Origin of the sequence: Bordetella sp. 02P26C-1, from assembly GCF_009763255.1 — a bacterium.
Taxonomy (GTDB): Bacteria; Pseudomonadota; Gammaproteobacteria; order Burkholderiales; family Burkholderiaceae_B; genus Bordetella_A.
On record NZ_WSJB01000005.1, the window covers coordinates 137,518 to 159,394 of the forward strand.

At 53.6% G+C, this 21,877-nt stretch carries 19 protein-coding genes and 1 tRNA gene; 10 read left to right on the top strand and 10 right to left on the bottom strand.

All coding sequences use genetic code 11. The annotated features are described in order from the left end of the window. Positions 1–139: 139 nt before the first annotated feature. Positions 140–2,044: a molecular chaperone HtpG gene (gene htpG / locus GOQ28_RS03920; RefSeq protein WP_160355503.1), complete on the bottom strand. Its 1,905-nt coding sequence runs from the start codon at positions 2,042–2,044 to the stop codon at positions 140–142. Positions 2,045–2,257: 213 nt separating this feature from the next. Here htpG and GOQ28_RS03925 point away from each other — a divergent pair, with 213 nt between their 5' ends. Further along, a complete protein-coding gene (locus tag GOQ28_RS03925) occupies positions 2,258–3,652 on the top strand; it encodes a uracil-xanthine permease family protein (protein WP_160348781.1) in 1,395 nt (464 codons plus the stop codon). Between the two features lie 4 nt (positions 3,653–3,656). Here GOQ28_RS03925 and GOQ28_RS03930 read toward each other — a convergent pair whose 3' ends face one another. After that, positions 3,657–4,094: a hypothetical protein gene (locus GOQ28_RS03930; protein ID WP_160355504.1), complete on the bottom strand. Its 438-nt coding sequence runs from the start codon at positions 4,092–4,094 to the stop codon at positions 3,657–3,659. A gap of 312 nt (positions 4,095–4,406) precedes the next feature. Here GOQ28_RS03930 and GOQ28_RS03935 point away from each other — a divergent pair. Continuing rightward, a tRNA-Leu gene (locus GOQ28_RS03935) sits at positions 4,407–4,491 on the top strand. Between the two features lie 143 nt (positions 4,492–4,634). Beyond that, positions 4,635–5,702 carry a site-specific integrase gene (locus GOQ28_RS03940; protein ID WP_160355505.1) on the top strand — a complete coding sequence of 356 codons (1,068 nt, stop codon included), beginning with the start codon at positions 4,635–4,637 and terminating at the stop codon, positions 5,700–5,702. A 116-nt stretch (positions 5,703–5,818) separates the two neighbouring features. On the opposite strand, the gene GOQ28_RS03945 is transcribed toward GOQ28_RS03940, so the two are convergent. After that, positions 5,819–6,382, bottom strand: coding sequence for a hypothetical protein (locus tag GOQ28_RS03945; protein ID WP_160355506.1), 564 nt, complete (start codon positions 6,380–6,382; stop codon positions 5,819–5,821). Positions 6,383–6,532: 150 nt separating this feature from the next. Here GOQ28_RS03945 and GOQ28_RS03950 point away from each other — a divergent pair, with 150 nt between their 5' ends. From GOQ28_RS03950 to GOQ28_RS03980, 7 genes are all read left to right on the top strand, one after another. Next, positions 6,533–7,708, top strand: coding sequence for a dsDNA nuclease domain-containing protein (locus GOQ28_RS03950; protein WP_160355507.1), 1,176 nt, complete (start codon positions 6,533–6,535; stop codon positions 7,706–7,708). Positions 7,709–7,741: 33 nt separating this feature from the next. After that, positions 7,742–9,442, top strand: a complete 1,701-nt coding sequence (locus tag GOQ28_RS03955; protein WP_160355508.1) for a hypothetical protein — start codon at positions 7,742–7,744, stop codon at positions 9,440–9,442. A gap of 353 nt (positions 9,443–9,795) precedes the next feature. Then, positions 9,796–13,407, top strand: coding sequence for a YobI family P-loop NTPase (locus GOQ28_RS03960; protein WP_160355509.1), 3,612 nt, complete (start codon positions 9,796–9,798; stop codon positions 13,405–13,407). A 168-nt stretch (positions 13,408–13,575) separates the two neighbouring features. Continuing rightward, positions 13,576–13,977: a hypothetical protein gene (locus GOQ28_RS03965; protein WP_160355510.1), complete on the top strand. Its 402-nt coding sequence runs from the start codon at positions 13,576–13,578 to the stop codon at positions 13,975–13,977. 610 nt (positions 13,978–14,587) lie between these two features. Next, the gene (locus tag GOQ28_RS03970; RefSeq protein ID WP_160355511.1) at positions 14,588–15,361 is read left to right on the top strand and encodes a helix-turn-helix domain-containing protein; all 774 of its coding nucleotides are present in this window, start codon (positions 14,588–14,590) and stop codon (positions 15,359–15,361) included. Positions 15,362–15,464: 103 nt separating this feature from the next. Then, positions 15,465–15,719: a hypothetical protein gene (locus tag GOQ28_RS03975; protein ID WP_160355512.1), complete on the top strand. Its 255-nt coding sequence runs from the start codon at positions 15,465–15,467 to the stop codon at positions 15,717–15,719. A gap of 52 nt (positions 15,720–15,771) precedes the next feature. Beyond that, entirely contained in the window at positions 15,772–16,083 is a 312-nt protein-coding gene (locus GOQ28_RS03980) for a hypothetical protein (protein ID WP_160355513.1), read from the top strand. Between the two features lie 7 nt (positions 16,084–16,090). On the opposite strand, the gene mobF is transcribed toward GOQ28_RS03980, so the two are convergent. From mobF to GOQ28_RS04015, 7 genes are all read right to left on the bottom strand, one after another. Further along, positions 16,091–18,955, bottom strand: coding sequence for a MobF family relaxase (gene mobF, locus GOQ28_RS03985; RefSeq protein ID WP_202109616.1), 2,865 nt, complete (start codon positions 18,953–18,955; stop codon positions 16,091–16,093). Beyond that, the gene (locus GOQ28_RS03990; protein ID WP_160355514.1) at positions 18,952–19,227 is read right to left on the bottom strand and encodes a hypothetical protein; all 276 of its coding nucleotides are present in this window, start codon (positions 19,225–19,227) and stop codon (positions 18,952–18,954) included. Before GOQ28_RS03990 ends, mobF begins: the two co-directional genes overlap by 4 nt. Positions 19,228–19,238: 11 nt before the next feature. Next, positions 19,239–19,433, bottom strand: a complete 195-nt coding sequence (locus tag GOQ28_RS03995; RefSeq protein WP_160355515.1) for a hypothetical protein — start codon at positions 19,431–19,433, stop codon at positions 19,239–19,241. Positions 19,434–19,449: 16 nt separating this feature from the next. After that, positions 19,450–19,788, bottom strand: a complete 339-nt coding sequence (locus GOQ28_RS04000; RefSeq protein WP_160355516.1) for a mobilization protein — start codon at positions 19,786–19,788, stop codon at positions 19,450–19,452. 335 nt (positions 19,789–20,123) lie between these two features. Next, on the bottom strand, positions 20,124–21,146 hold the full coding sequence (locus GOQ28_RS04005; protein ID WP_160355517.1) for a type IV secretion system protein: 1,023 nt from the start codon (positions 21,144–21,146) through the stop codon (positions 20,124–20,126). A gap of 6 nt (positions 21,147–21,152) precedes the next feature. Further along, positions 21,153–21,428 (bottom strand): EexN family lipoprotein, encoded by a 276-nt coding sequence (locus GOQ28_RS18785; RefSeq protein ID WP_160355518.1) that lies wholly within the window; start codon positions 21,426–21,428, stop codon positions 21,153–21,155. A 239-nt stretch (positions 21,429–21,667) separates the two neighbouring features. Beyond that, entirely contained in the window at positions 21,668–21,877 is a 210-nt protein-coding gene (locus GOQ28_RS04015; RefSeq protein ID WP_160355519.1) for a hypothetical protein, read from the bottom strand.

A 21,877-nucleotide genomic window follows, 5' to 3' on the forward strand; every position in this document is an offset into this window, starting at 1 on the left:
GCCCCATGCACGGGTCAAAACGCCTGGATCGTGCGCCACGTGCGGTGACTGTACTAGGCCGATAGCCAATAAAAACGCCCCGGATCTTTGCCGACCGGGGCGTCTCGTTATCCACGCTGCGCAATGCAGCGTGCATCCTTTACTTCAGCAGCAACGCATTCAAACGCTTCACAAACGCCGCCGGATCCGCGATCTGCGCGCCCTCGGCCAGCAAGGCCTGATCGAGCAACAAGCGCGCCCACTGATCGAAGTCGGTATCACTCGCATCACGCACACGCGCGATCAAGGCGTGCTCGGGGTTGATTTCCAGCACGGGTTTGACGTCCGGCGCTTCCTGCCCGGCGGCCTTGAGCATACGCAGCAGATGCGGGCTCAGTTCATTCTGACCCACCACCACGCAAGCCGGCGAATCCACCAGACGCAGCGTGACACGCACGTCCTTGACCTGATCTTTCAGCGTTTCCTTCAGGCGCTCGACCAGCGGCTTGAAGCTTTCTTCGACTTCCTCCTGGCGTTTCTTTTCTTCCTCGTCCGCCAGCTCGGCCAGATCCAGGCCACCCTTGGCCACGGACACCAGCGACTTGCCATCGAACTCGCGCAGGTACGACAACATCCATTCATCCACGCGGTCGGAGAGCAGCAGGACCTCGATGCCCTTCTTGCGGAAGATCTCCAGGTGCGGGCTGTTGCTCGCGGCGGCGAAGGTGTCGGCCGTGACGTAGTAGATCTTGTCCTGACCTTCCTTCATGCGCGACACGTAGTCGGCAAAGGACACGTTCTGAATGGCCTCGCCCGTATGCGTGGACGCAAAGCGCAGCAGCTTGGCGATGCGTTCCAGGTTGGCGCGGTCCTCGCCCGTGCCCTCTTTCAGCACCTGACCGAATTCCGTCCAGAACGTGGCGTAATCCTCGGGCTTGTTCTCGGCGAGGTCTTCCAGCAAGGACAAGATGCGCTTGGCCGAGCCCTCGCGGATCGCGCGCACATCGCGGCTTTCTTGCAGGATCTCGCGCGAAACGTTCAGCGGCAGATCCGCCGAATCGATCACCCCGCGTACAAAACGCAGATACGACGGCAGCAGCTGCTCGGCGTCATCCATGATGAAAACACGCTTGACGTAGAGCTTCACCCCACGGCGCGCATCGCGATCCCACAGATCGAAGGGCGCGTGTTTCGGGATATACAGCAGTTGCGTGTATTCGCTGCGGCCTTCGACGCGGTTATGCGTCCAGGCCAGCGGGTCGTCATAGTCGTGCGAGACGGTCTTATAGAACTCGCGATACTGCTCTTCGGTCACATCGCTCTTGTTACGCGTCCACAGGGCGTTGGCTTGGTTGACGGTTTCGAGTTCTTCGGTCTTGACCTGTTCGCTCTTTTCCGAATCCCAGTCTTCCTTGAACATGCGGATCGGCAAAGAGATGTGATCGGAATAGCGACGCAGGATCTCGCGCAGCTTCCAGCCGTTCAGGAACTCGTCCTCATCGGCGCGCAGATGCAGCGTGACATCGGTGCCACGGGTGGCCTTATCCGCCGAGGCAATGCTGAACTCGCCTTGACCGTCCGACTCCCAGCGGATCGCCTCGCTCTCTGCGGCGCCGGCGCGGCGGCTGACGACCGTGACCTTGTCCGCAACGATGAACGACGAGTAAAAACCCACGCCGAACTGACCAATCAGCTGTGCGTCTTTCTGCTTGTCGCCGGTCAGCTGCGAGAAGAACTCCCGCGTGCCCGAACGCGCGATCGTACCCAGGTTGGCGATCGCCTCGTCCCGCGACAGACCGATACCGTTATCCGAAATCGTGATCGTGCGCGCCGCCTTGTCGAAGTCCACGCGGATCGCCAGTTCGCTATCGCCCTCCATCAGCTCGGGGCGGTCAATCGCCTCGAAACGCAGCTTGTCGCAAGCGTCCGACGCGTTAGAGACCAGCTCGCGCAGGAAAATTTCCTTGTTACTGTAGAGCGAGTGGATCATCAGGTGCAGCAGCTGCTTCACCTCGGCCTGGAATCCCAGGGTTTCAGACGTGGAAGACGTGGCGGTTTGGCTCATAGTTTTAGCGGTCAGAAAAACAAGAGTGAAAATGGCGGTTTCCGGCGGCTGGCCCGAAGACTTACCTCGAGGGCTCAGCCGCGACGGAATCCGAGAAACCCCATTCACATGGGGGTCGCCGGTGGGTTTTCAAGACCCTGGCGGGAGGGCTGCGGCGGGAGCCGTTAAAATTCCGCAAATTCCTCTCTCGCCGCCTGTGCGGCAACTCCTTTCATGCAATCCCCTGACTTAGCCGCTACAGCTCGTCCGGCCTCCGGCGCGGACACCCCTACTCACGACCTCGTTTATGGCCCGAATGATCGGCCATCGCCCCCGGTTGCCTTTGTCGCCGCGCTGCAGCACCTGCTGGCGATCCTGGTGCCGATCGTCACGCCGGGTCTGTTGATCTGCCAGGCGCTGGGCGTCAGTTCGCGCGACACCACCTTGATCGTCTCGATGTCGCTGGTGGTCTCGGGTATTGCCACATATATGCAGTGCCGCCGTTTCGGCCCGCTGGGCGCGGGGCTGCTGATCGTGCAGGGGACAAGCTTTAATTTTGTCGTGCCGCTGATTGCGGGCGGCTCGGCGATGGTCAAGACGGGCACCCCCGTGGAAACGGTGCTGGCCACCATGTTCGGCGTCGTGATCGCCGGGTCCTTTGTCGAGATCGCCATCAGCCGGGTCCTGCCCTTTGTAAAGCGGCTGATCACGCCGTTGGTGACCGGCATCGTGGTGCTGCTGATCGGTTTGACGCTGATTAAAGTGGGTTTGATCAGCATGGGCGGCGGCTATTCGGCCATGGGCGATGGCACCTTTGCCAGCGGGGAAAACCTGATTCTGTCCGGGCTGGTGCTGGGCACCATCATTTTGCTCAACCGCCTGCCGGTGCTGTGGATACGCAGCACCGCGCTGGTGATTGCGCTGATCGTGGGGTATATCGCGGCGGCGTATATGGGACGGCTGGATTTCACCGGTGCGCGCGAGGCGGCGCTGTTTCAGATTCCGGTGCCGTTGCATTTCGGGCTGGGCTTTTCCTGGTCGCTGTTTGTGCCGATGTTGATCATCTATCTGGTGACTTCATTGGAAGCGATTGGCGATGTGACGGCGACGAGCAAGGTGTCGAAGCAGCCGGTCGAAGGGCCAGTGTGGATGCAGCGGATCAAGGGCGGCGTGCTGGTCAACGGCGTGAATTCGTTGCTGGCGGGGATTTTTAATACGTTTCCCAGCTCGGTTTTCGCGCAGAACAATGGTGTCATTCAGCTGACCGGGATCGCCAGCCGCCATGTTGGCATCTGGATTGCCGGGATGCTGGTGGTGCTGGGTCTGTTCCCCGCCGTGGCGGGCGCGCTGCAGGCGGTGCCCGAGCCCGTGCTGGGTGGTGCCGCGATGGTAATGTTTGGCGCTGTCGCGGCGGCCGGGATCAATATCCTGGCCGGGATTCAGCTGGATCGGCGCGCGCTGCTGGTGATCGCGGTATCGCTGGCCTTGGGGCTGGGGGTGTCGCAGGTGCCCGAGATTCTGTCGCATCTGCCGCGTGGGTTGAGCAGCGTGCTGGAGTCGGGCGTGGCGACTGGCGGGATTTGTGCGCTGGTGATGAATTGGTTCTTGCCGGAGAAGAGCCGGGCGTAACGGCCTATCTCTTTGCGATTGCCCGGGCTTGTGTGTCGCGCAGGCGGTATTCCAGGACGGTATAAGGGATACCGCCATCGGGCTTGCGGCGCACGATGACCACGCCCGGTTCGCTGATCAGGGAATATTCCCCGTCGTTGTTGAAATCGCCGTCGCATAGGACGACCTGGAGTTCGCGGGCAGTGCCGCCGCCTAGTGCCGCGCCCGTGTAAATCTGGTCGCACTGGGCGATCTGCTTAACGTGGTCGCGGCCTTCGATCACATGCAACTCGAGCACCGCTCGGCCGCTGCCCGGCCCACGTAGGGTGTTTCCGCTGGTTTTGGGCGCCAGATAGGCGACGGGGCCGGTGGCCTCTGCTGTAGCGGGGGCCTTGGGTGAGGTCGAGCAGGCGCCCAGCATCAGCGTTGCCAACCCGGCCAGAGCAAAGCGGCGTGGTGACATCAATGTGCTGCGCGTCATAGTCGTTGAAGTTGTAGGTGAACCGGCGTGGCGTTGAGCGGTCGGCGGTGATGGAGAAACGACGGGATATCCGGGATCTATGTCCGGCTTTATCCAGTGCGCGAGCCCTGGACCGTCAGGTAGACGTCGCGGGCACCACACCGCCAGAAGCGAAAGGATTCTACTGCGACCGGTGCAACGTTAGATGTCTTCAGGCGAAAAATTAAAGGGATCTGACTTTTTTGAAAAAGCAGCATATAATCGCTGTCTTCGCATCTCCCGCAGTTAGTCATCAGACTATCTCGCGACCTCCTAGCCCGGGTGGTGAAATTGGTAGACGCAGGGGACTCAAAATCCCCCGCCGCAAGGCGTGCCGGTTCGATTCCGGCCCCGGGCACCAGTCTAAATTTCCTCGTATTTACAGGCATTTAGCTGGATTCAAAGCCTCTCCCCGTCTCTGGGGGATTTTCCAAGTTTGTGAGCCAGGTACAGTTTCAGTACAGTGGCGAAGCACCGCGTGCATTTTCCGGAGCTTTCAAACACATGGCTACTATCGTTAAGACATCCTCGGGCACTTGGAAAGCGCTCATTCGGAAGACCGGCTGGCCAACCACGGCCAAAACATTTCGCACCAAGCGCGACGCGGAGGACTGGGCACGCCGCACGGAAGACGAGATGGTGCGCGGCGTGTATATCCAGCGCGCGCCGGCGGAACGCATGACTGTAGAAGCAGCCCTGACCCGTTACCTCAAAGAAGTCACGCCAACCAAACGCGCCTCAACGCAGACAGGAGAACACAAGAAAGCGCAAGTTCTGATCAGGCACCTTGGCAAATACTCGCTGGCCGCCCTCAACGCTGAAATCGTTGCCCAGTTCCGCGACACTCGGCTAGCGGGAGATGCTGACGATAGCGGCAAGATCATTCCGCGCAGCAACAACACAGTACGCCTGGAACTAGCACTCCTCAGCCACCTGTTCACTGTAGCAATCAAGGAATGGGGTATAGGCCTCCCCTCCAACCCTGTAGCCAATATTCGCAGACCGTCTCCTGGTGCGGGGCGAAATCGACGGCTGACACCAGCAGAGAATAACCGTCTGTTGGCGGCCGTAGATGCGTACTCGAATCCGATGTTTAGCTGGATCGTTCGTATTGCTTTGGAAACGGGGATGCGGCTATCGGAGATCGGCGGGTTGCGGCTTGGCCAGGTTGACTTGCAGAAGCGAATCGTAAGGCTGGACATCACCAAAAACTCATCCCCCCGAACTGTACCTTTGACAAGAGCAGCTACAGTCGCCTTTCAATCGGCCATCAACAATCCAATTCGGCCAGCTGAGACAGATCTAGTATTCTTTGGTGAGCCGGGGCGAGACGGTCTGCGAAGACCTTATTTGTTTGACAAGGCGTGGACTGATGCAAAGAAAGCCGCTGGCTTGGTGAATTTCCGATTCCATGACCTGCGACACGAAGCTGTTAGCCGATTAGTGGAAGCAGGGCTATCAGATCAAGAAGTGGCCGCAATCAGCGGGCACAAGTCTATGCAAATGCTGAAACGGTATACGCATTTGCGGGCTGAGGATTTGGTAGAAAAGCTGGATAAGCTTGGGTCATAAATGGCCGGTCTCGGCCAGAAGCAGCCTTTTAATTAATCCCCGCGAACGACCGCGTCAGGCGAGAACCGGGCATTTGTCTACCCATATCTTGGGGCACAGACACCTGAAGTCGTGCGTCAACTCCCGCCCTTCCCGTGCACCGCCTTTAGATAAGGCCGTAACTCGACCCACTCGATAACTTGGAATACGCGGCGAAGTTCGCTAAGCGTTTCTTTCATTGTCACCGGGTCGAAAGTCTCCGGAATAGCGAAAGAAGCACCCTTTCTATCTGTCGCGTACCGATGGCGCTGGTCCAATACTCCATGGAATGCGTCGGTATCTTCAGGAAACAGCTCCTCGTTCAGGGACACCAAAAACTGGCGCGGCACCTCGAAATGGTACCGAAGCTCTGGGTAAAAGCGCCGGTATTCTCGGTACAGCTTATTGAGGTTGTGGCCAAGGTGTTCAGGCGCCCCGCCATGAGCGGCGATGGCTCCTTTGAGAAAGAGCTCAATACCCTGGCGAGCTATATGAAGGACGACTCGGCTCGACGAGTACTGAGATGAAAATCCTCCATCGAGCATCGCGTGGCACAACGCCTCGCTTGCCTCCAAGTAGGCCTGAGCAAGCCAGAGCATCCTGTCCCAGGCTTCCATCTCGGCGAGTTCTTTGGCGTACGACGGATCTGAATCGTCTTTCATGCCTCTTTCCTCCTAGATTTCGAGATCCAACATCGTGGTTTATAACGAGGTAGGATGTTGCAAGACTTTACATAAATCTATTGATCCACGATGATAGGCAGCGCGTCAAAGAACTCCTGCACGTAAACGAAGCCGACTTAGGAGGGGGCCTTGAACGGAATCAGAGGTGCGACGGAGCTTTTGTCCGTCGCAAACAATCCGAAGTACTCAGAGACCGGTGGTGGGCACGGAGCCAAGGGCGTAGACTTTGCGCGCTGGTGGGCTGTCGTCCGGATGGTGGAGTTGGAGAAGGCCAATGAGCCGGATTTCCTCCTCCTCTTTGAATCCGTTCAGGACGTTGCAGAACTAGATTCTGCGACCGAGCCAACACGGGCTAGGGTTTACCAAGTCAAGAAGAAGGACGCCGGGACTTGGAGCTGGTCTGTGCTCACAGGTACGGTCGCTCCCAAGGGCGCATCGACCGCTCCAAAGAAGCCCACCAAAGCCCCCGCCGCAACTCGAAAGGCGCTGGACTTCAAGAAGGTCCAAGGCTCCGCACTCGGCAAGCTACAACTCAGCCTGAACGCATTCACGGCGCTGTCTGTCGAAGGCGTATTCCTTTCAAACGCGGGCTGCGACTTCCCACTTGCAGGAGGCGGATCCGCAGCTACTACTTTGCCCTGCACACTCGCAGACTTGGCTGCCGACCATGTTCAGTTGCTGACCGACGCTTTCGCCTCGTTGTCGACAGACGGTTCGCCACCTGATTTGACTCGGATGAAGCTGCAGAAGGTCGCTATACATCCCGACAATCTGAATGCACCGGCGATTGCCGCAGCGCTTGAATTGCTAATCGAGCGCAGCCCATCACATGCCGGCCAGGCGAGGGCCTTCGTAGAGTCTTTGGTGATGAAGATTTCGCCGCTGACGCGTGGAACAGACTGCTGCCAATCATTCGACGAGCTTGTCAAAGAACGCGGTTTTTCGCGAAGAGCATTCATGGGTGCTCTAGCAGCCCTCGAGGCCGTGCCCGACCGCAGCGCCTTGCTTAACGATTTTTTGAACCAACTTCAAGCTGAAGGCGTGGACTTCATGACCATCTCGTCGATCCGCGTCGCAGCCACGCGAGCCCAGCAAGATCGACTCAGCGGGGGGACTGACCTATCCCGCGAAATCGACCAATTCAGCGATGCATGGCTCGCGTCAAATCCGCCTATATCCAAACTTCGGCCCTACACTGAGGCCGCCCTAACCGCGCTCAAGGCCCAATTCGGCGCACAGCGCGATAACGACCTGGTTGCCCGGTTTGTCATGAGAGCCATAACGAAATGCGTGGACCAGAACTAAGACGCCTCGTCCGAAGCCTGAGAACAAAAGACTATGCATCGCTTCCGATTCAAAAACATTTGGCTTCTCTCTCATCGCGAGAAGAAGGCTCGTCACGTGGAGTTTCATCCGAGCAGGAACCTGCTAGTGGGGAGGAACCACACGGGCAAGACGACGCTGATTCGCAGCTTGTTTGAGACGCTAGGCGCGACGCCACAGGGAAAGCTCGAACAATGGGACGAAAACGCTGCGTCGCTACTCGAGTTCTCAGTAGACGGCCGGAGCTACTTCGCCCTCCACCAGGATGGGCGGCGCGCGCTCTTTGATGCAACGTTCAATCTGCTCATCTCCACATCCAAGTTCGGCGACTGGTCCAGACGCTTTTGTGAGATAACCGACTTCAATTTAGTTTTCTCTGACAAGAAGCAGGCGGAAGTGGTCCCTGCAGATCCAGCGTGTTTCTTCGCACCTTTCTACGTGAACCAGGACGGAAGCTGGCAGGCTGAATGGAACACGTTCAGCGGCATGAAGCGCTTCAACGCACCTTTTAAGCCGATTCTTGAGTACTTCACCGGCGTATGCCCACCGGAGTACTACTCGGCAAGTGCCGAAAAGTCCCAACATTCCAAGGTTCTAGACGAACACCGACAAGAGTACCGACTACTCGAACGTGCGATAGATCGCTTCAGCAGATCTGTCCCGCTGTCTGGACCGAAAGTCGACGCTGATAATTTTGCTGCCGAGATTGAACTGCTGACCAAAGAGGTCAATGAGCTCAACGTTCGACAAGAAGTGCTACGTAGTAGTGCAGTCCGCGAGCAAGAGCTTCTCAACAGCTTGGACCATCAAATCCATCTTGCGGACAGCGCTCTCGCTGCACACGACAGCGATGCCAAATACCTGCTCAAGGACGGCGCGGCGCCACTCATCTGCCCGACGTGTCACGCGGAGCACGAAAAACCGTTCCTCGACTTGCTGGAGTTCGCAGAGGATGCCCGCGTCCTTCGCGAGCTCGCCGCACGCCTGAGAGAAGATGCCGCAGAGGTTCGAAAGCGTACTCAGAAGGTCTTCACCGAGCTAAGCTCACTTAACGAAAACTACCAGCGCATATCTCGTTTGCTGGACTCGCGCAAGGGCGAGCTGAAATTCAAGGACGTCGTCGGAAGCCTCGGCGCTGAGTCCGCATTCGCAACGTTCGAGGCCGAGCGCAAGCAGATTCAGGCGGCTATCGACGCCGTGGTTCTTAACGTCGACGCACTTGAAACAAGGATGAAGGAACTGCGTTCTCCCAAGCGCACGAAGAAAATCTTGGCCGAGTTCCGAGAACATTACGCGGCCGGCCGCATCGCTCTGCAACTGCACTCGGTAACGACCAAAACGATGCAACTGGCGTCCCGCCCCTCTCTTTCGGGCAGTGGCGGACCTCGCTCGATCCTCGCCTACTACGCCGCCATTTGGCGCACCGTGCAAAGCAAGGAAGGCACGTACGACGTCCCGGTAGTCATCGATTCGCCAAACCAGCAAGCGCAAGACGACTTTAACCTTCCTGCCGTCCTAAGTTTCATCGCGAAGGACTTGCCCGCCGGCATGCAACTTATCGTTGGCTTGGAAACACCTATCGACCTCAAGTTCGACCACGAGATGACGCTGACAGAGAGATACAGCATGCTTACCGAAGCTGAGTGGGAGCAAACGGAAAAGTTGATGGAGCCGTTGTTGAAGAAGATGTACGACGCGCCCCTTTCTCAGAGCTAACGGTCGATCTTCGTGCTCTGGCGTCGATTGCATAAATCTTTAGACGCAGCTTCGATCAAATGACCGCTTGCGCAAAGCGAACATTAGCCATGGAAACTCGAACGGCAGCTATGGGTCGAAAACGGGCATTCGCGAAGGGTCGCTCTCGACTCAAAGCGGCCTTTCGATCGTCCAAACTTCGAACATCCATTAGCAGTAGAAAACTTACATAAAATGGGCACAAATAATATCCGGCCCCGGTCAAGCGCATCGAAAAAGGCCTCAATGACAGGAACCGAGTTATCCTCGGTGACATCAAAATATTCGGGGAGGAAGGCAACCCGACTTTCAAAGGTTAGTTTGTCCAGCATCGTATGATAAAAACCATCATCTCCCTAATGCACGGACTTGCCAACAGTCTCAATAGAATTTTGTCTTGGCTGGAAAGCAAAGATCGCTCCGCTGACATCCAAGCGAAGTTTGTGGACCTCGCCCCAACTGATAAGGCAGACAACGCCGGCGTATATTCCGAAGCGATTCTGTTTGCGACGAACAATACGAAGGTTGCCAATATTGCTCTAACAGGTCCCTATGGTTCGGGAAAAAGCAGCATCATCCAAACCTTCTTGAAGAAGTATCGGCGACCTGCGCTTCATATCTCTCTCGCCGCGTTCGTACCCGAGGCTGATTCGGAAGGCAAGAAGGTCAGCCGTCAGGAAATTGAGAGAAGTATTCTGCAGCAGATGTTGTATGGTGCTGACACAAACAAACTCCCGCTGTCACGGTTCAAGAGAATTCAGTCGCCTGGTGTTTGGTCGATATTTAAGTCTTTTTATATAACGTTTGGAATTCTCGCGCTTTGGTATGTGTTTAGTCGGCGAGCAGATATCGTGAGCGGCACCTTTTTCACTCCGCTCGCGCTCAGCAATGGATTCAACCTGGGGATCTGCGCGTTTGCAGTAACGTTCCTTTGGGCGACACTGCACCACTTTTACGTTGCCAGCTTCGGCCTGTCACTCAAGAGCATCTCGTTGAAGGACGTTGAGATAAGGCCAGCACATGACGACCAGACATCAATACTGAATCGTCATTTAGACGAAATACTCTACTTCTTCCAATCAACCAATTACGACCTTGTAATCATCGAGGATCTAGATCGATTCAACGACACCGAGATTTTCGTCACGTTGCGCGAAATTAATAGCCTCGTAAACGAGAATGCGGGCGTAAAACGGACTATCAGGTTCCTCTACGCGTTGCGCGACGACATGTTTGTCAACACCGATCGAACCAAGTTTTTCGAATTTATTATTCCCGTCATACCGATCATCAATACGTCAAATTCGATCGATATGGTATTGGAGCAAGGGAGGAGGCTTTCGCTCGATGAACGTCTCGATCGGCAGTTTCTAAGAGAGGTCTCACGTTACCTGAACGACCTGAGGTTGATTCAGAATATCTTTAATGAATACGCCATTTATGTGGCCAATTTGGAAACTGATGGAGAGAATCTGCATGACGCTAACAAGCTTCTCGCGATTCTGATCTATAAAAACGTCTATCCACGGGATTTTGAGCAATTGCACCGCGGCGCCGGGAATTTCGCCGCAGTATTGAATCGCCAAGATGAGCTCATTAGGCAAGGCGAAACCGGCTGCCGGGCCGAGATCGCGGAATTAGAAAAGCGAATTGAAGTCGCCGAGCAACAGACGCCTTTGGATCTGAGAGAGTTGCGGCAAATCTACGCTATGGCTCTGATTGAGAAACTCCCAGAGAGTGCTATTAGCGTCAGTCATGATCGGCAGACATGGATTCCGCTTGTTCAACTAGTTGGCCATGATGCGTTCGAGCAGCTCATTGATACGCCTCGTCTATTTTGCCGCTATCCCAATGGTACCTCCAGTGTGGTCGATTCTTCCAAATTGCAAACTGAGAGGGCCCCTCTAAAATCCTACCTGCAACGCAGGGATGAGATCGAAAGTAAGTTGGCTGATAATAAGAAAAAGATGCTGGGCCGACTAGATGATCTCAGATTGAAGATCCCAGCACTTCGCATGGCTAAGCTCAATGAGCTGTTGCGTTTAAATGCCGACCACGTAGAGGAGCTTTTCAAAGGTTTCGAAGAGAATGGAGAACTGGCCCGCTTTTTGATCTTAGAAGGCCATCTCGACGACACCTACTACCAATACACGTCACTTTTTCACTCAGGCCGTTTGTCGCCCAATGACAACAGGTTTCTCATCCAAATAAGAGCATTTGTCACGCCTGAGCCGAATTTTCCGCTCGACAATCCCAAAGAGGTCATCGCTGCGATGCGAGATGAGGACTTCCGGCAGAGCTATGTCTTGAACGTTAAGCTCGTTGATAACCTTCTGAATGATCGGAGTCTCTACTTTGATCAAGCACAGAAGCTTTTCGAGCTTCTCTCCTCTGAATTCGAGAGCTGCGAAGATTTTTTCAGTGCGTATTACACCGGCGGCCTCGAAGTTTCAGGGTTTCTTCAAGGATTAGTCAATGCTTGGAACAAGCTTGTACCAACTGCCATTGCCAGCCCCAACAATATCTCTCACGTTACCCAACTGATCGCGAATCTACCGTTAAGCTCGCTCAAAACGCTCGCCAGGAACTTTGATGAATTATCAGAATTTGTTGCTGCGAACCTTCCAGAAATTCTGGTGCACTTGCCTGAACTAGCACCGGAACGCCTTGAATGCCTCGACTTTGAGGTCCAAGATCTAGCTGCGATCAAAGAACACTCTGAAATTGTACGCTTTATGTTCCAGGAGGGGCTGTACGGGCTCACGATAACGAACCTGGAATATGTCTATCAAGAGATTTTGGGGCAGAACGATCTCAAGTCAATGCGCGAGAGAAACTTCACCGCCATCCGTTCAACGAATAACGCAACCTTGATGAAGAGAGTGGAGCGTGATTTCAATCTTTACCTGCGCGATATTCTTTTAGAGTTGCAAAGAAACTCAGAGGAGGATGTTCCCGCCATTCTAGCCATTCTTGGCCAGAATACACTTGATCAAGATGATCTTCGGACGTTTCTTGAAAGGCAGACAACCCGACTACCGACTCTAGAGGGTGTGCCTGAGAAATTGCACGCGACACTGTTCCAGCTAAATGCGATTGAAGCAACCTGGATGAATTGTCTCGCCTTCATGGAATCTGACGGGTTTGAGGCAGATAGCCTGATTGGATATCTTGATCGAGATGTTGTCCGTACGGCTATCCTACAACATCCCATACCAAGCAATCCGGACTCACTGACGCTGCGTCAGTTCCTCATCAATGCGGGTTCGCTGTCTGATGCCGCCTACAAAGATTATGCCCACGCTCTGCCGAAGCCGTTCAAAAAGCTGCCCGAAGGACTGGAACCAAGCAAGCGTCGAATACTGATAGCCGAAGGAAAAATCACATTCACTAAGGAAAGCTTCGATGCGCTCGCTGACAGTAAGGATTTGCAGGTGCTATTCGTCGCTGCCAACAGCGACGAATATCTGGCAAATCCCAACGGCTTTGCACTCGACGACGACTTCCGAGAGGATCTTTTACGATCTGACATTGATAATGTCGCCAAGCTCAAGATAGTCGACCTGATGGACCTGGAGGCGCTCGTGGACCTTCCTGAGCGATCAGCACTAATCGGCCCAATTATTAATAGCGCAGACGCCATAATATCCAAACTTGATGGGAATAGCGCCCAAGCCCTAATAAAATATTCCGAACCTATAGCGATACAAATTGCACTCTTTAATAAATATCACTCTCTTATGAGTGATGACGACGTGCGTAACGTCTTAGCTAGCCTACCGGAGCCATATTCCGAAATAAAAACAGGGTACAAAACTCCCAGGCTAAAGAAAAATCCCGAGAATCTGGAATTTGTCAAATGGCTCGAATCAAGAAATATTATCTCATCATGGGGTGAGGATCGCCTCTTTATCGACGATATAAGAGTGAATCTCTATAGAAGTTGATAAGCGGCTTCCAAATTCCACGCTGTCTCGGCGTAAGCGGTACCTTGCCGAAGATCCGTACCTCGAACGGCTGCTCTTGACCGAAAGCTGCCATTCGCAAATGACGGCATTTGCCTCCGAACCACCGTTCGAGCTTGCTCGACTGCACGAACCAAGCCATCATAGGCCATGCAGAAGAAGAGCGACTTTGATTCCCTTTACCCGACTAGGACGGGTTTCTTCTACATACTTTGGATTATGTGCCTGTTGATAGCCCCCTTGTTCGGCGCGGGGTATCTAGGGGAGAAGCTCAAATGGCTGGGTGACGACATAGGCCCTGCCCTCGCCTTCGGCCTGCTTTTACCGGTGGCCTATTTACTGATCTATGTGATCCTCCGCAAACTCGAAGCGGAATCTCGAAGTTTTATCATTTTTGTGATCCTGCTCTTCCTCGTTGTGGGGCTTTCGGAATTATGGAAAGCGACGAGGACAGGGGATCAACATCATTGGGTTAAGGCGGCAGTAGCACTGGCGTATCTAGCGGTGTATGGTTTGGTTTACAGATACCTAAATCGTCGACACATCGACTAACGCCCGACAAAAATAGCAAGCACCCAAAACTTCAACAAAAAGAAATACCGCACAATCAAAAAGTCCGTATGGCGAAAACTTTCCGTGGCCTAAAAACCGAAAGACGAAGCCCACTACGTACTGAATTCTTCTCTTTTCTGTATCTGAAATTTATCAATAGAAACAATAACAAACTGTCGGGCTGCACCATAACCGCACCATACTTGCATCACAATTGCACCATTGAACTTGTCCCAGATTTTGAACGACCGATTATTTGCATCAAATCTGCACCATCCACCCTTTTTCTTCGCTTTTTTGCATCACATTTGCACCACCGTCGATTTATTTACACAACGCACCAAGCAAATTAGTCTGCAGTTACTCCAACACACGAGGACTGCACGATGACTACAGAGGAATTGTTGCTGAAGCAGTTTGGCACTCCGCTCTTGACGCTTCAACAAGTCGCCCATCTCTTGAACAGAAGCCCTGACGGCCTGCGAATTACGCTCTCAGGTGATAACCCCGTCGCTACACAGCTTCGCCCAGCTCGTCGCCGTATCGGACGTCGAATCCTATTCAGCATAACTGAGCTTTCTCGCGTCATTGACCAGGGGACCGGCGAAGAATGAGTATCAAAGCGATGAATTGGGGCTGGACTTTAAGCTTGGAGCCCACGGCCAAAGTCATCCTGCTCGCATTGGCGGATTCCGCCGATGATCAGGGTCAGAGCTGGCTGAAAGTCAAAACAATCGCTGCCAAGTGCAACTTGTCGGAACGTACCATACGACGATGGATCAACAAGTTCGTGCAGATCAATTTGCTCGAGGTCACAAAACGATTCGATCCCAATGGACGACAGACCTCCAATGTCTACCAATTGGCTGTGGATAAGTACCCTGACAATCTGTCATCCCTGACAGAGCCATGTCAGCCCCCCTCTGCCACAGAAGTCACCCCCGCTATGACAAAGTCATGTCCAGGGGAGCTGGACACAGCAGTGTCAGACCTTGAACCACCAGTAAACCCATCATTTAAATCACCACCACAACCGACGTTTGCGTTGAGTTTTCCTCGTGGTCTGAGCGAGGCCGAAGTTCTAGCAATCAAGGAAGTTATTCCTAGCCACCCGAGCTCGCAAGTGCTGCTCGATGAGCTTCAAGGGGCGATGAATGCTGGTGTCATTCGATCATCCCGCGTATCGTGGTTTCGAGCGATCCTCAAGAAAAGCCGTGCAGGTAGTTTTTATCCCACGTATGCCCAGAACGTCGCGGCGAATAGTTCGAGGCAAGCTATGCCTCAGAATGAGGTGCAACCACAAGCCACCAGTAAAGCAGAGGGAAGGAGGCGCCTGGAAGAACTGAAGCTCATGCTATTACCTCCGACACGAAAGCAAGCCTAAAGCACTCAGGGGATGACAAGCCTGGACCACGCTCGATGGATGGGCTGCTTCGTCCCACGTACCGCTTAAAAATTCACTGCTAATCAATCGCAAGGAAACACGCATGGATAACGTCGAAAAAACTTACCGCGAAAAAGTTCAACACCTACGAGGCATCCTGATAGAGGATCTGATTCAATTCTCAAATAAAAATCCTGGCATACCTGCTCAAATACTAATGGCAGGTCTGGGCGAACTCTTGATACAGTATTCAGTTGACCAAGTCGGAGTCCCTAAGACACAAACCTTCTTGGATCATCTGAAAGAGGCAGTGGAGCGCTTCGGCGCCGAAATCGACGGTCGTCAGAATTCCATATAGACCACACCAGACGCCCATTCCAAGCTCCCTAAACTCGTGCATGGGGAATGCTATGACCAAAAGAACCAGCAGCATCGATAGTTTTTTGGGGATTCTCAAGGGAAAAACAACGACAGTCGCGACCATTGAGGAAATGAACCAGGCAGCTTCTGCTGGCTGGGCAAGTGAAGCGGAATACGAGGATCAACCCACATCCCCCGAACGCTTCACACCTTACGACCCTGCCAACTCATTGACCACAGAGGAGGACATAGCGGTTTTCCTCGCAGATGCTACGGAAACCGGCAACACTCAATATATAGCCCTTGCTCGAAAAATAGCGGCACGTGCCAGATTTAAAAACAAGCAGCGAGATAGGTATTGAATTGGGCTCAACGCTCCATAGATGCTTTCGCGCTTTCCTTATCCTGTTGAGGTGCACGAGGACTCCACAACGAATCTGAACTTCCACGCACGAGATCTAATGCTGCATACTTCGCATTTGCACGCATGATCGCTGTCGGCAGGTTCTCCCGGTCATTCGTGAAAATCCGGCTCTGAAATCGAGCACGAGAGATAGCGACATAGTAGGCATCCTTGGCAGTCGTACGACTCTCGGTATTAAGGTCAATCAAAACACGATCAGCCGTCAAACCCTGGCTGCTATGAGCCGTCGTTGCATATGCGTGAGACAAGTGCAGCGGTCTATCCGTAGTCAGATCCACACGGCGCGTATCGCTGACCAGTGTCACCGTCCCCGCATTAACGTTTTCAACCTTGAAACGATCACCATTGGCTAGGTCTAAAGAGGCGTCATTACGTGTGATCCTCACGACATCACCACGCGACAACTCGGTCCTATCCAATTCGTAGACTGAAATTTTGCTATGTGTCAGAGGGTTGAACCGTATCACCTCATGAGACCGCTCTGAGCGAACGGTGAGGCGGTTCCCCGGGCCCGTGTCCTCCACCCGATACAGCTCGCCACGTTGCAACCCAGACCTCTGGTAATCCTTTTCAGGTTGAATCAGATCCCCTACCTGATAGTTCTTGGAAAATCGGCGCTCGGCCTGAGTAGTGTCGCGCCGAATGAGCGTATCAACTTCCTTACCCCGGCCTGCCGTACCTATGTTTTCGCGCACAATCTTGTTGATTTCGCGCCGAGCCTCATTAGTACCGGAAACAATGATCGTTTCATTACGATCCTTCGGCTCGAGTTCGGTGTACGCAGAGGCGATGGCTGCACGGCGTTCGAAATGATCTTTGATCTCGATAATATCTGCGATTCGGGAGAGCGAGCTCGACGTATCGCCCTTGGCTGCCAGTTCAACGGCTTTTCTCAGCATGGGGTCCCTTTGACGCTGGATTTCGTCCATATGGGCGGTTTTCATTCCTGCCGCCTGTAACTGGTCGAATGGTCGTCCGGCTTCAATCGCTTTCGTCTGTGCCGTATCACCCATGAGCACCACGCGTGCACCTGCCTTTTCGGCGAGCCTCAAGGCTTGCTCCATCTGGCGGGTTGGGACCACACCCGCCTCGTCGATCACCAGTACGGTTTTTGCGTCAATGTCTTTATCCTTGGCCCGTAGGAACGACGCGAGCGTGTTTGCCTGCACACCGAGTTCTTGCAAGGCTTTGACCTGACTCCCGTAGGGAGCCAAAGCGCGCACGGCGTAGCCTTGCCCTTCGATCATGCCTTTCGCCGTCTCGAGCATGTGGCTTTTGCCGACGCCAGCAAACCCCTGTACGCCGATAACCCGATTGTCGCTCGATACCATCAGTTCGGCGGCTTGGCGCTGCCCGGTATTTAGGTTGGTTTTGGCCAGTTGTGCACTGGCGATCTCGGAGGGCATGATGGCAGCGACAGCCCCACGCCCATCCCGCTCGATATGCAAGATGTGCTTCTCTCGCTCTAGTGCGGTTTGCGTCGTGTATCGAGCTTCGCTCGCGACAAGGCCTCCATGCAAGATCGCCGTATCGACACGGTCACGAGCAGCGATGCTCTGGACTCCCTTGGCCTCAATCCGGGCAATCCACTCTGCTCGCGTCTGACCTTGTGCATCGCCCTGCCCAGTCTGTCCTGCGGGCCGGTATAGGGGCTGTTCCTGAACAAGATAGCCGGATGCTGTCTGCGTCGCGATTTCCCTTTGGATGTCCGCAAGTTGAGCACCGCCTATAGCGTGCTTCATGGCCGTATCTATTAGTTCGCGGCTCCCCATGACTGCCTGGCGTTCGGTCAAATGATTGACGGCGTAACGCACGGCCCGTTTTGCAGCTTCATCAGCGGGAACAAATGCTCGCCGATCAGCCGCCCCTAATTCGGTGCGGCCACGTTCGGGTCCTGCTCCTGACCACTCCCGGCGGTGAAAATCGATTCCTAAATCCTTTGCTTTCTCCTTCCATTCGGTACGAAGCGCTTCGCGCTCTGCCATCATTTTTTTAGGCCGCGTCTGCATGGCAGCCTGCTGTTTCTCAATAGCACTGGCCGTCTCACGAGTTAACCCCTTCGCCGCCAATCTTTCCTTGATTTGTTCACTACGCTGGCTGAAGCCTTCAATTTGACTCCGTTCGATGTGGGCCAGTTCGAAATTGCCGCCTCGTTCAAAGCGCAAGCGGTAACCGAGCTTCTGCAGTGCTTCTGCCAACTCATTGTTATAAACAGAGCCGAGATAGCGTGTCGATTTCACAATCTGGTCATTCTTGAGCGCCCGCCACTGTCCATCCGCTCGCCGTGTCACGTTCATAATGACTGCATGGGTATGAAGCTGCGGATCACGTTCACGGCTCGTCTCATGGCGGAATTTAGCGATGACGAGATTCCCCGTTGTCTCGATTCGTGATTTTCCTTTTACCTTCTCCCGTGCCTGTGCAAGTGTTTCCGCCACGTCCAATGTCCGGGCCACGGCCCTGTCATGAGCTTTAACGATTTCAATGTCGCCTGACACCAGCGCCTGCAGAGAAACACTTTTTGGTGCGGAAAAGGTCAGATCAATTCCTATCCGGATATTTGAGTCCTGACGCGTAGCGGCACGGCTAATGCGGACGTCTGGTGCAATCTGCCCTGCCAACAACTCTCGAAATCGCGTACGATCGATCTCACCGCGCAGACCCAATTTGGCGGCCCCCTTTCCTTGCCACTCAGACGACTCACCATCTTTTGCGTGATAGTCGTCCGCACCATCCTCGTAGTAACTGGCGGCGCGGCCGATGTCCTGCCGCGTTAGAACCTTGTGGCTGAGCATGACGACAATACTCAATCAATTGCTTTCAACTTTCGATGCATTGGATAGACGACATGACGATATCGCCACTGAAGCCAAGAAAGTGCACCGATGACGATACCCATCAAAAGCAGCTTTCCCGACCCCATATCACCGGAAAATATTCCCTCAAGAATCTCTCGTGCTTGCAGCAATAGTATTGCCATATAGAGGCCACCCATTACCAGGAAAAGGGCTGAGAACCCTTGTTCGGCGTTCAAGCGAAGACGCTCGGTGAAACCTATTGATTTCGAATTACGTTCGGCCATATTGCACTCCGTCAATTTGATTGATCCAGGCGCTTTTTCTCACGCCCGGGCTCCCAAGAAATTCCTTTCGAATTGCGATAAATGTATTCCCGGATAAGATCGCGCAAAACTTGACTGGCGATACGATCATTTGCCCTAACTGCCTCGACAAACTCTGCTTTCAACTCTCCAGAAATCACCGTTCGAATCACTGTTTGTTCAATCAAACCATCCCTCCCCTCTTTAACTCGGTGTCCAGGCTTTCACACCCTGACGGTTCAGTTCCGCGTGGGTACGCTTCATCCTCTCCGGTCCCCCCAGCTCTCGCAGCAACAACACCATTTCCAGCAGCAGCGCATCGTTTACTTGCCGAGTAATCATGACATTCGCATGTTGTCCAGACACAAGGCCTGCTCGGATTTCGCTACGCAGCGCGGTAAATTCTCCAATCAATGCATCGCCAGTTTCTAATCGTTCGCGTAGATAGGTAGCCAGCGGCTTGTTCACGCGAGCCGCCTCTTCTTCATAGGCAAGCTGCTTGGCTGGACTCAATCTGAGATGAATAGGTGTTCCTAGGGCCATTCAGCCTCCTGTAGTGTGTGCGGTAGTGCAGAACATCACGACTTCTCTGGGGCACCGAAAAATTCTGTAGATGCAAAGCACTACGAAGAAATTTGGGGAGCTTAGATTTCCCCATTAATAATCAAACAGTTATCCACACCGCAAGGTGCGTATTGTGTATAGCCTTGTTAAGGAAATTAAGGAGGCTATTGGATGGCCAAAATGGCCATCCAGAAGGTCAAAACCTATCCATCGAGCAGCGCTCGATGACGATGATGCAAATATGGTGCAGGGATGGTGCAAATATGATGCAGCTTTGCGGCGGATGGTGCAGATATGATGCAATCATGGTGCATTTACCGGCCCAGTTTCCCTCGCGCATAACCACCGATCTTCTTGCCTGTACCCCAGGCGCGCTTAGCACCAGCAGCACCCGCACCACTCAATAAGCGTGATGCTCCCGCTATACCTGAGCGTCCAGAGATTTGGCCATCTTTATCTTTGCGGCCAAAGCTCCCCATCGCAGACCGCAGCATGCGCATTTCCCACATATAGCCAAGACCGACTCCTCCTGCCAACCCGCCAGCAATCGACGGAAGCTGCAGCAGCAAAACTATAGATGCAGTCGCAATAATGACAGTGCCACCCAACGCATATGCTGCGTTTGTGTGTCCATCAAGATCAAAGCTAACCATATAGCCCCCAAAGATACCCATAATGAGCATGAGCACGATAGAGGTCAGTACAACAAGCAGACCATAATTGAGAACCTGCCCACACCACATTTCAAAGAATCGAGCCGTGGACTGCCATAGCAAAGCAAGAATAAAGAAAGGTCCTAATGCGGCCAAAACGGCCAATGCCACTTTTGCAAGAATGATGAACGAACCACCGATTGCCACAAGCACCGCTGTGGCGAGATTAATAACAATACCGAATGCGCCATAAAGCCAGCCCTCGGCACTGAACCAGCCTTGTTTCTCAAATGCCTTTGAAGCGGCATCAAGACCTGCTCCCGCAGCGTTATCGAGCATATTTCCCGCGGTGTCCGTATTACCAGGATTGGCACTGAGAGCAGTCGCCAACGCGTCTGGAGTAGATGTAATGACATCCGCTATTTGAGTTTGATACAACCCACCCGCAGTAGCTATCGAAACGATCACGCCGATTCGAAAACAACGCCAAAGGAAATCGGGAATAGGATGATCAACCACCCCACGAATGATTGCCAGCGCATAGACGATAAACCCCAGCGCCAACCCAACCGAAATTACGGGTGTCAGGGTTGCAATAAGCTTGCTGGATATATCTGTCGCAAACATTGTCGTGGCAGCGTCGAACTTGCCAAAGAAGTTGTCGAAAATCCTGAACGCTGACATTGATCTTTACCAGCCTTTCGGTATGCCTTTGTTCGTCGAACTGAAGTCCTCTTGTGCCTCAGAACGCATCGCGTTGACGCAATTTGGAGTGTGCCGTAGCTCTCCTGGGTTACTGCGGCACTCTTGAAGCTTCACGCTTCGCTCATCTTTGTGCTCGGCATAGTGCTCGACTGAGTTTGTTGCCTCGCCACACCCAACAAGCACGACAACTAGGAGGTATACCGAGATCCCCCTATTTCCAGGGCGTGTCGGTACGCCAGAACGAAAGGGTGATCTCTTCATTAGGGAGGTCACCCTTTCAGAATCTCAAAAATCACTGTGTTCTCCGGATCTCGTCTCGCAAGGCGACGCGCGTGCCGAAGATCTGTAAACCGAAAAGCTTCTTCAGGGCCTCCCCAATTCATACTCCCAGCGTCTTCCCCGATAAAGAATGGCGCTTGCATAAAACCCTCTGGCTGTATCCGCGCGATAACCCATTGACCTTTCATCGTGCTCTCCAATTAATGGCTTTGTGATAGCTTTTACAATGCCACAGAGAAACAAGGAAAGTCAATTTTTTCTTTTAAAATCAATTGCTTGTCAATAGCTGTAAATATTTTCTTTACAGCTACTGACACTGCCAAAATACAAAGCGCTTTTGGATTGCACAATCCAAAAGCGCCCTCATTGTTTTCACGATTTTTATCCATAGTCACGACACCGTGAATACGGACAACAGCAGCAATACTCAA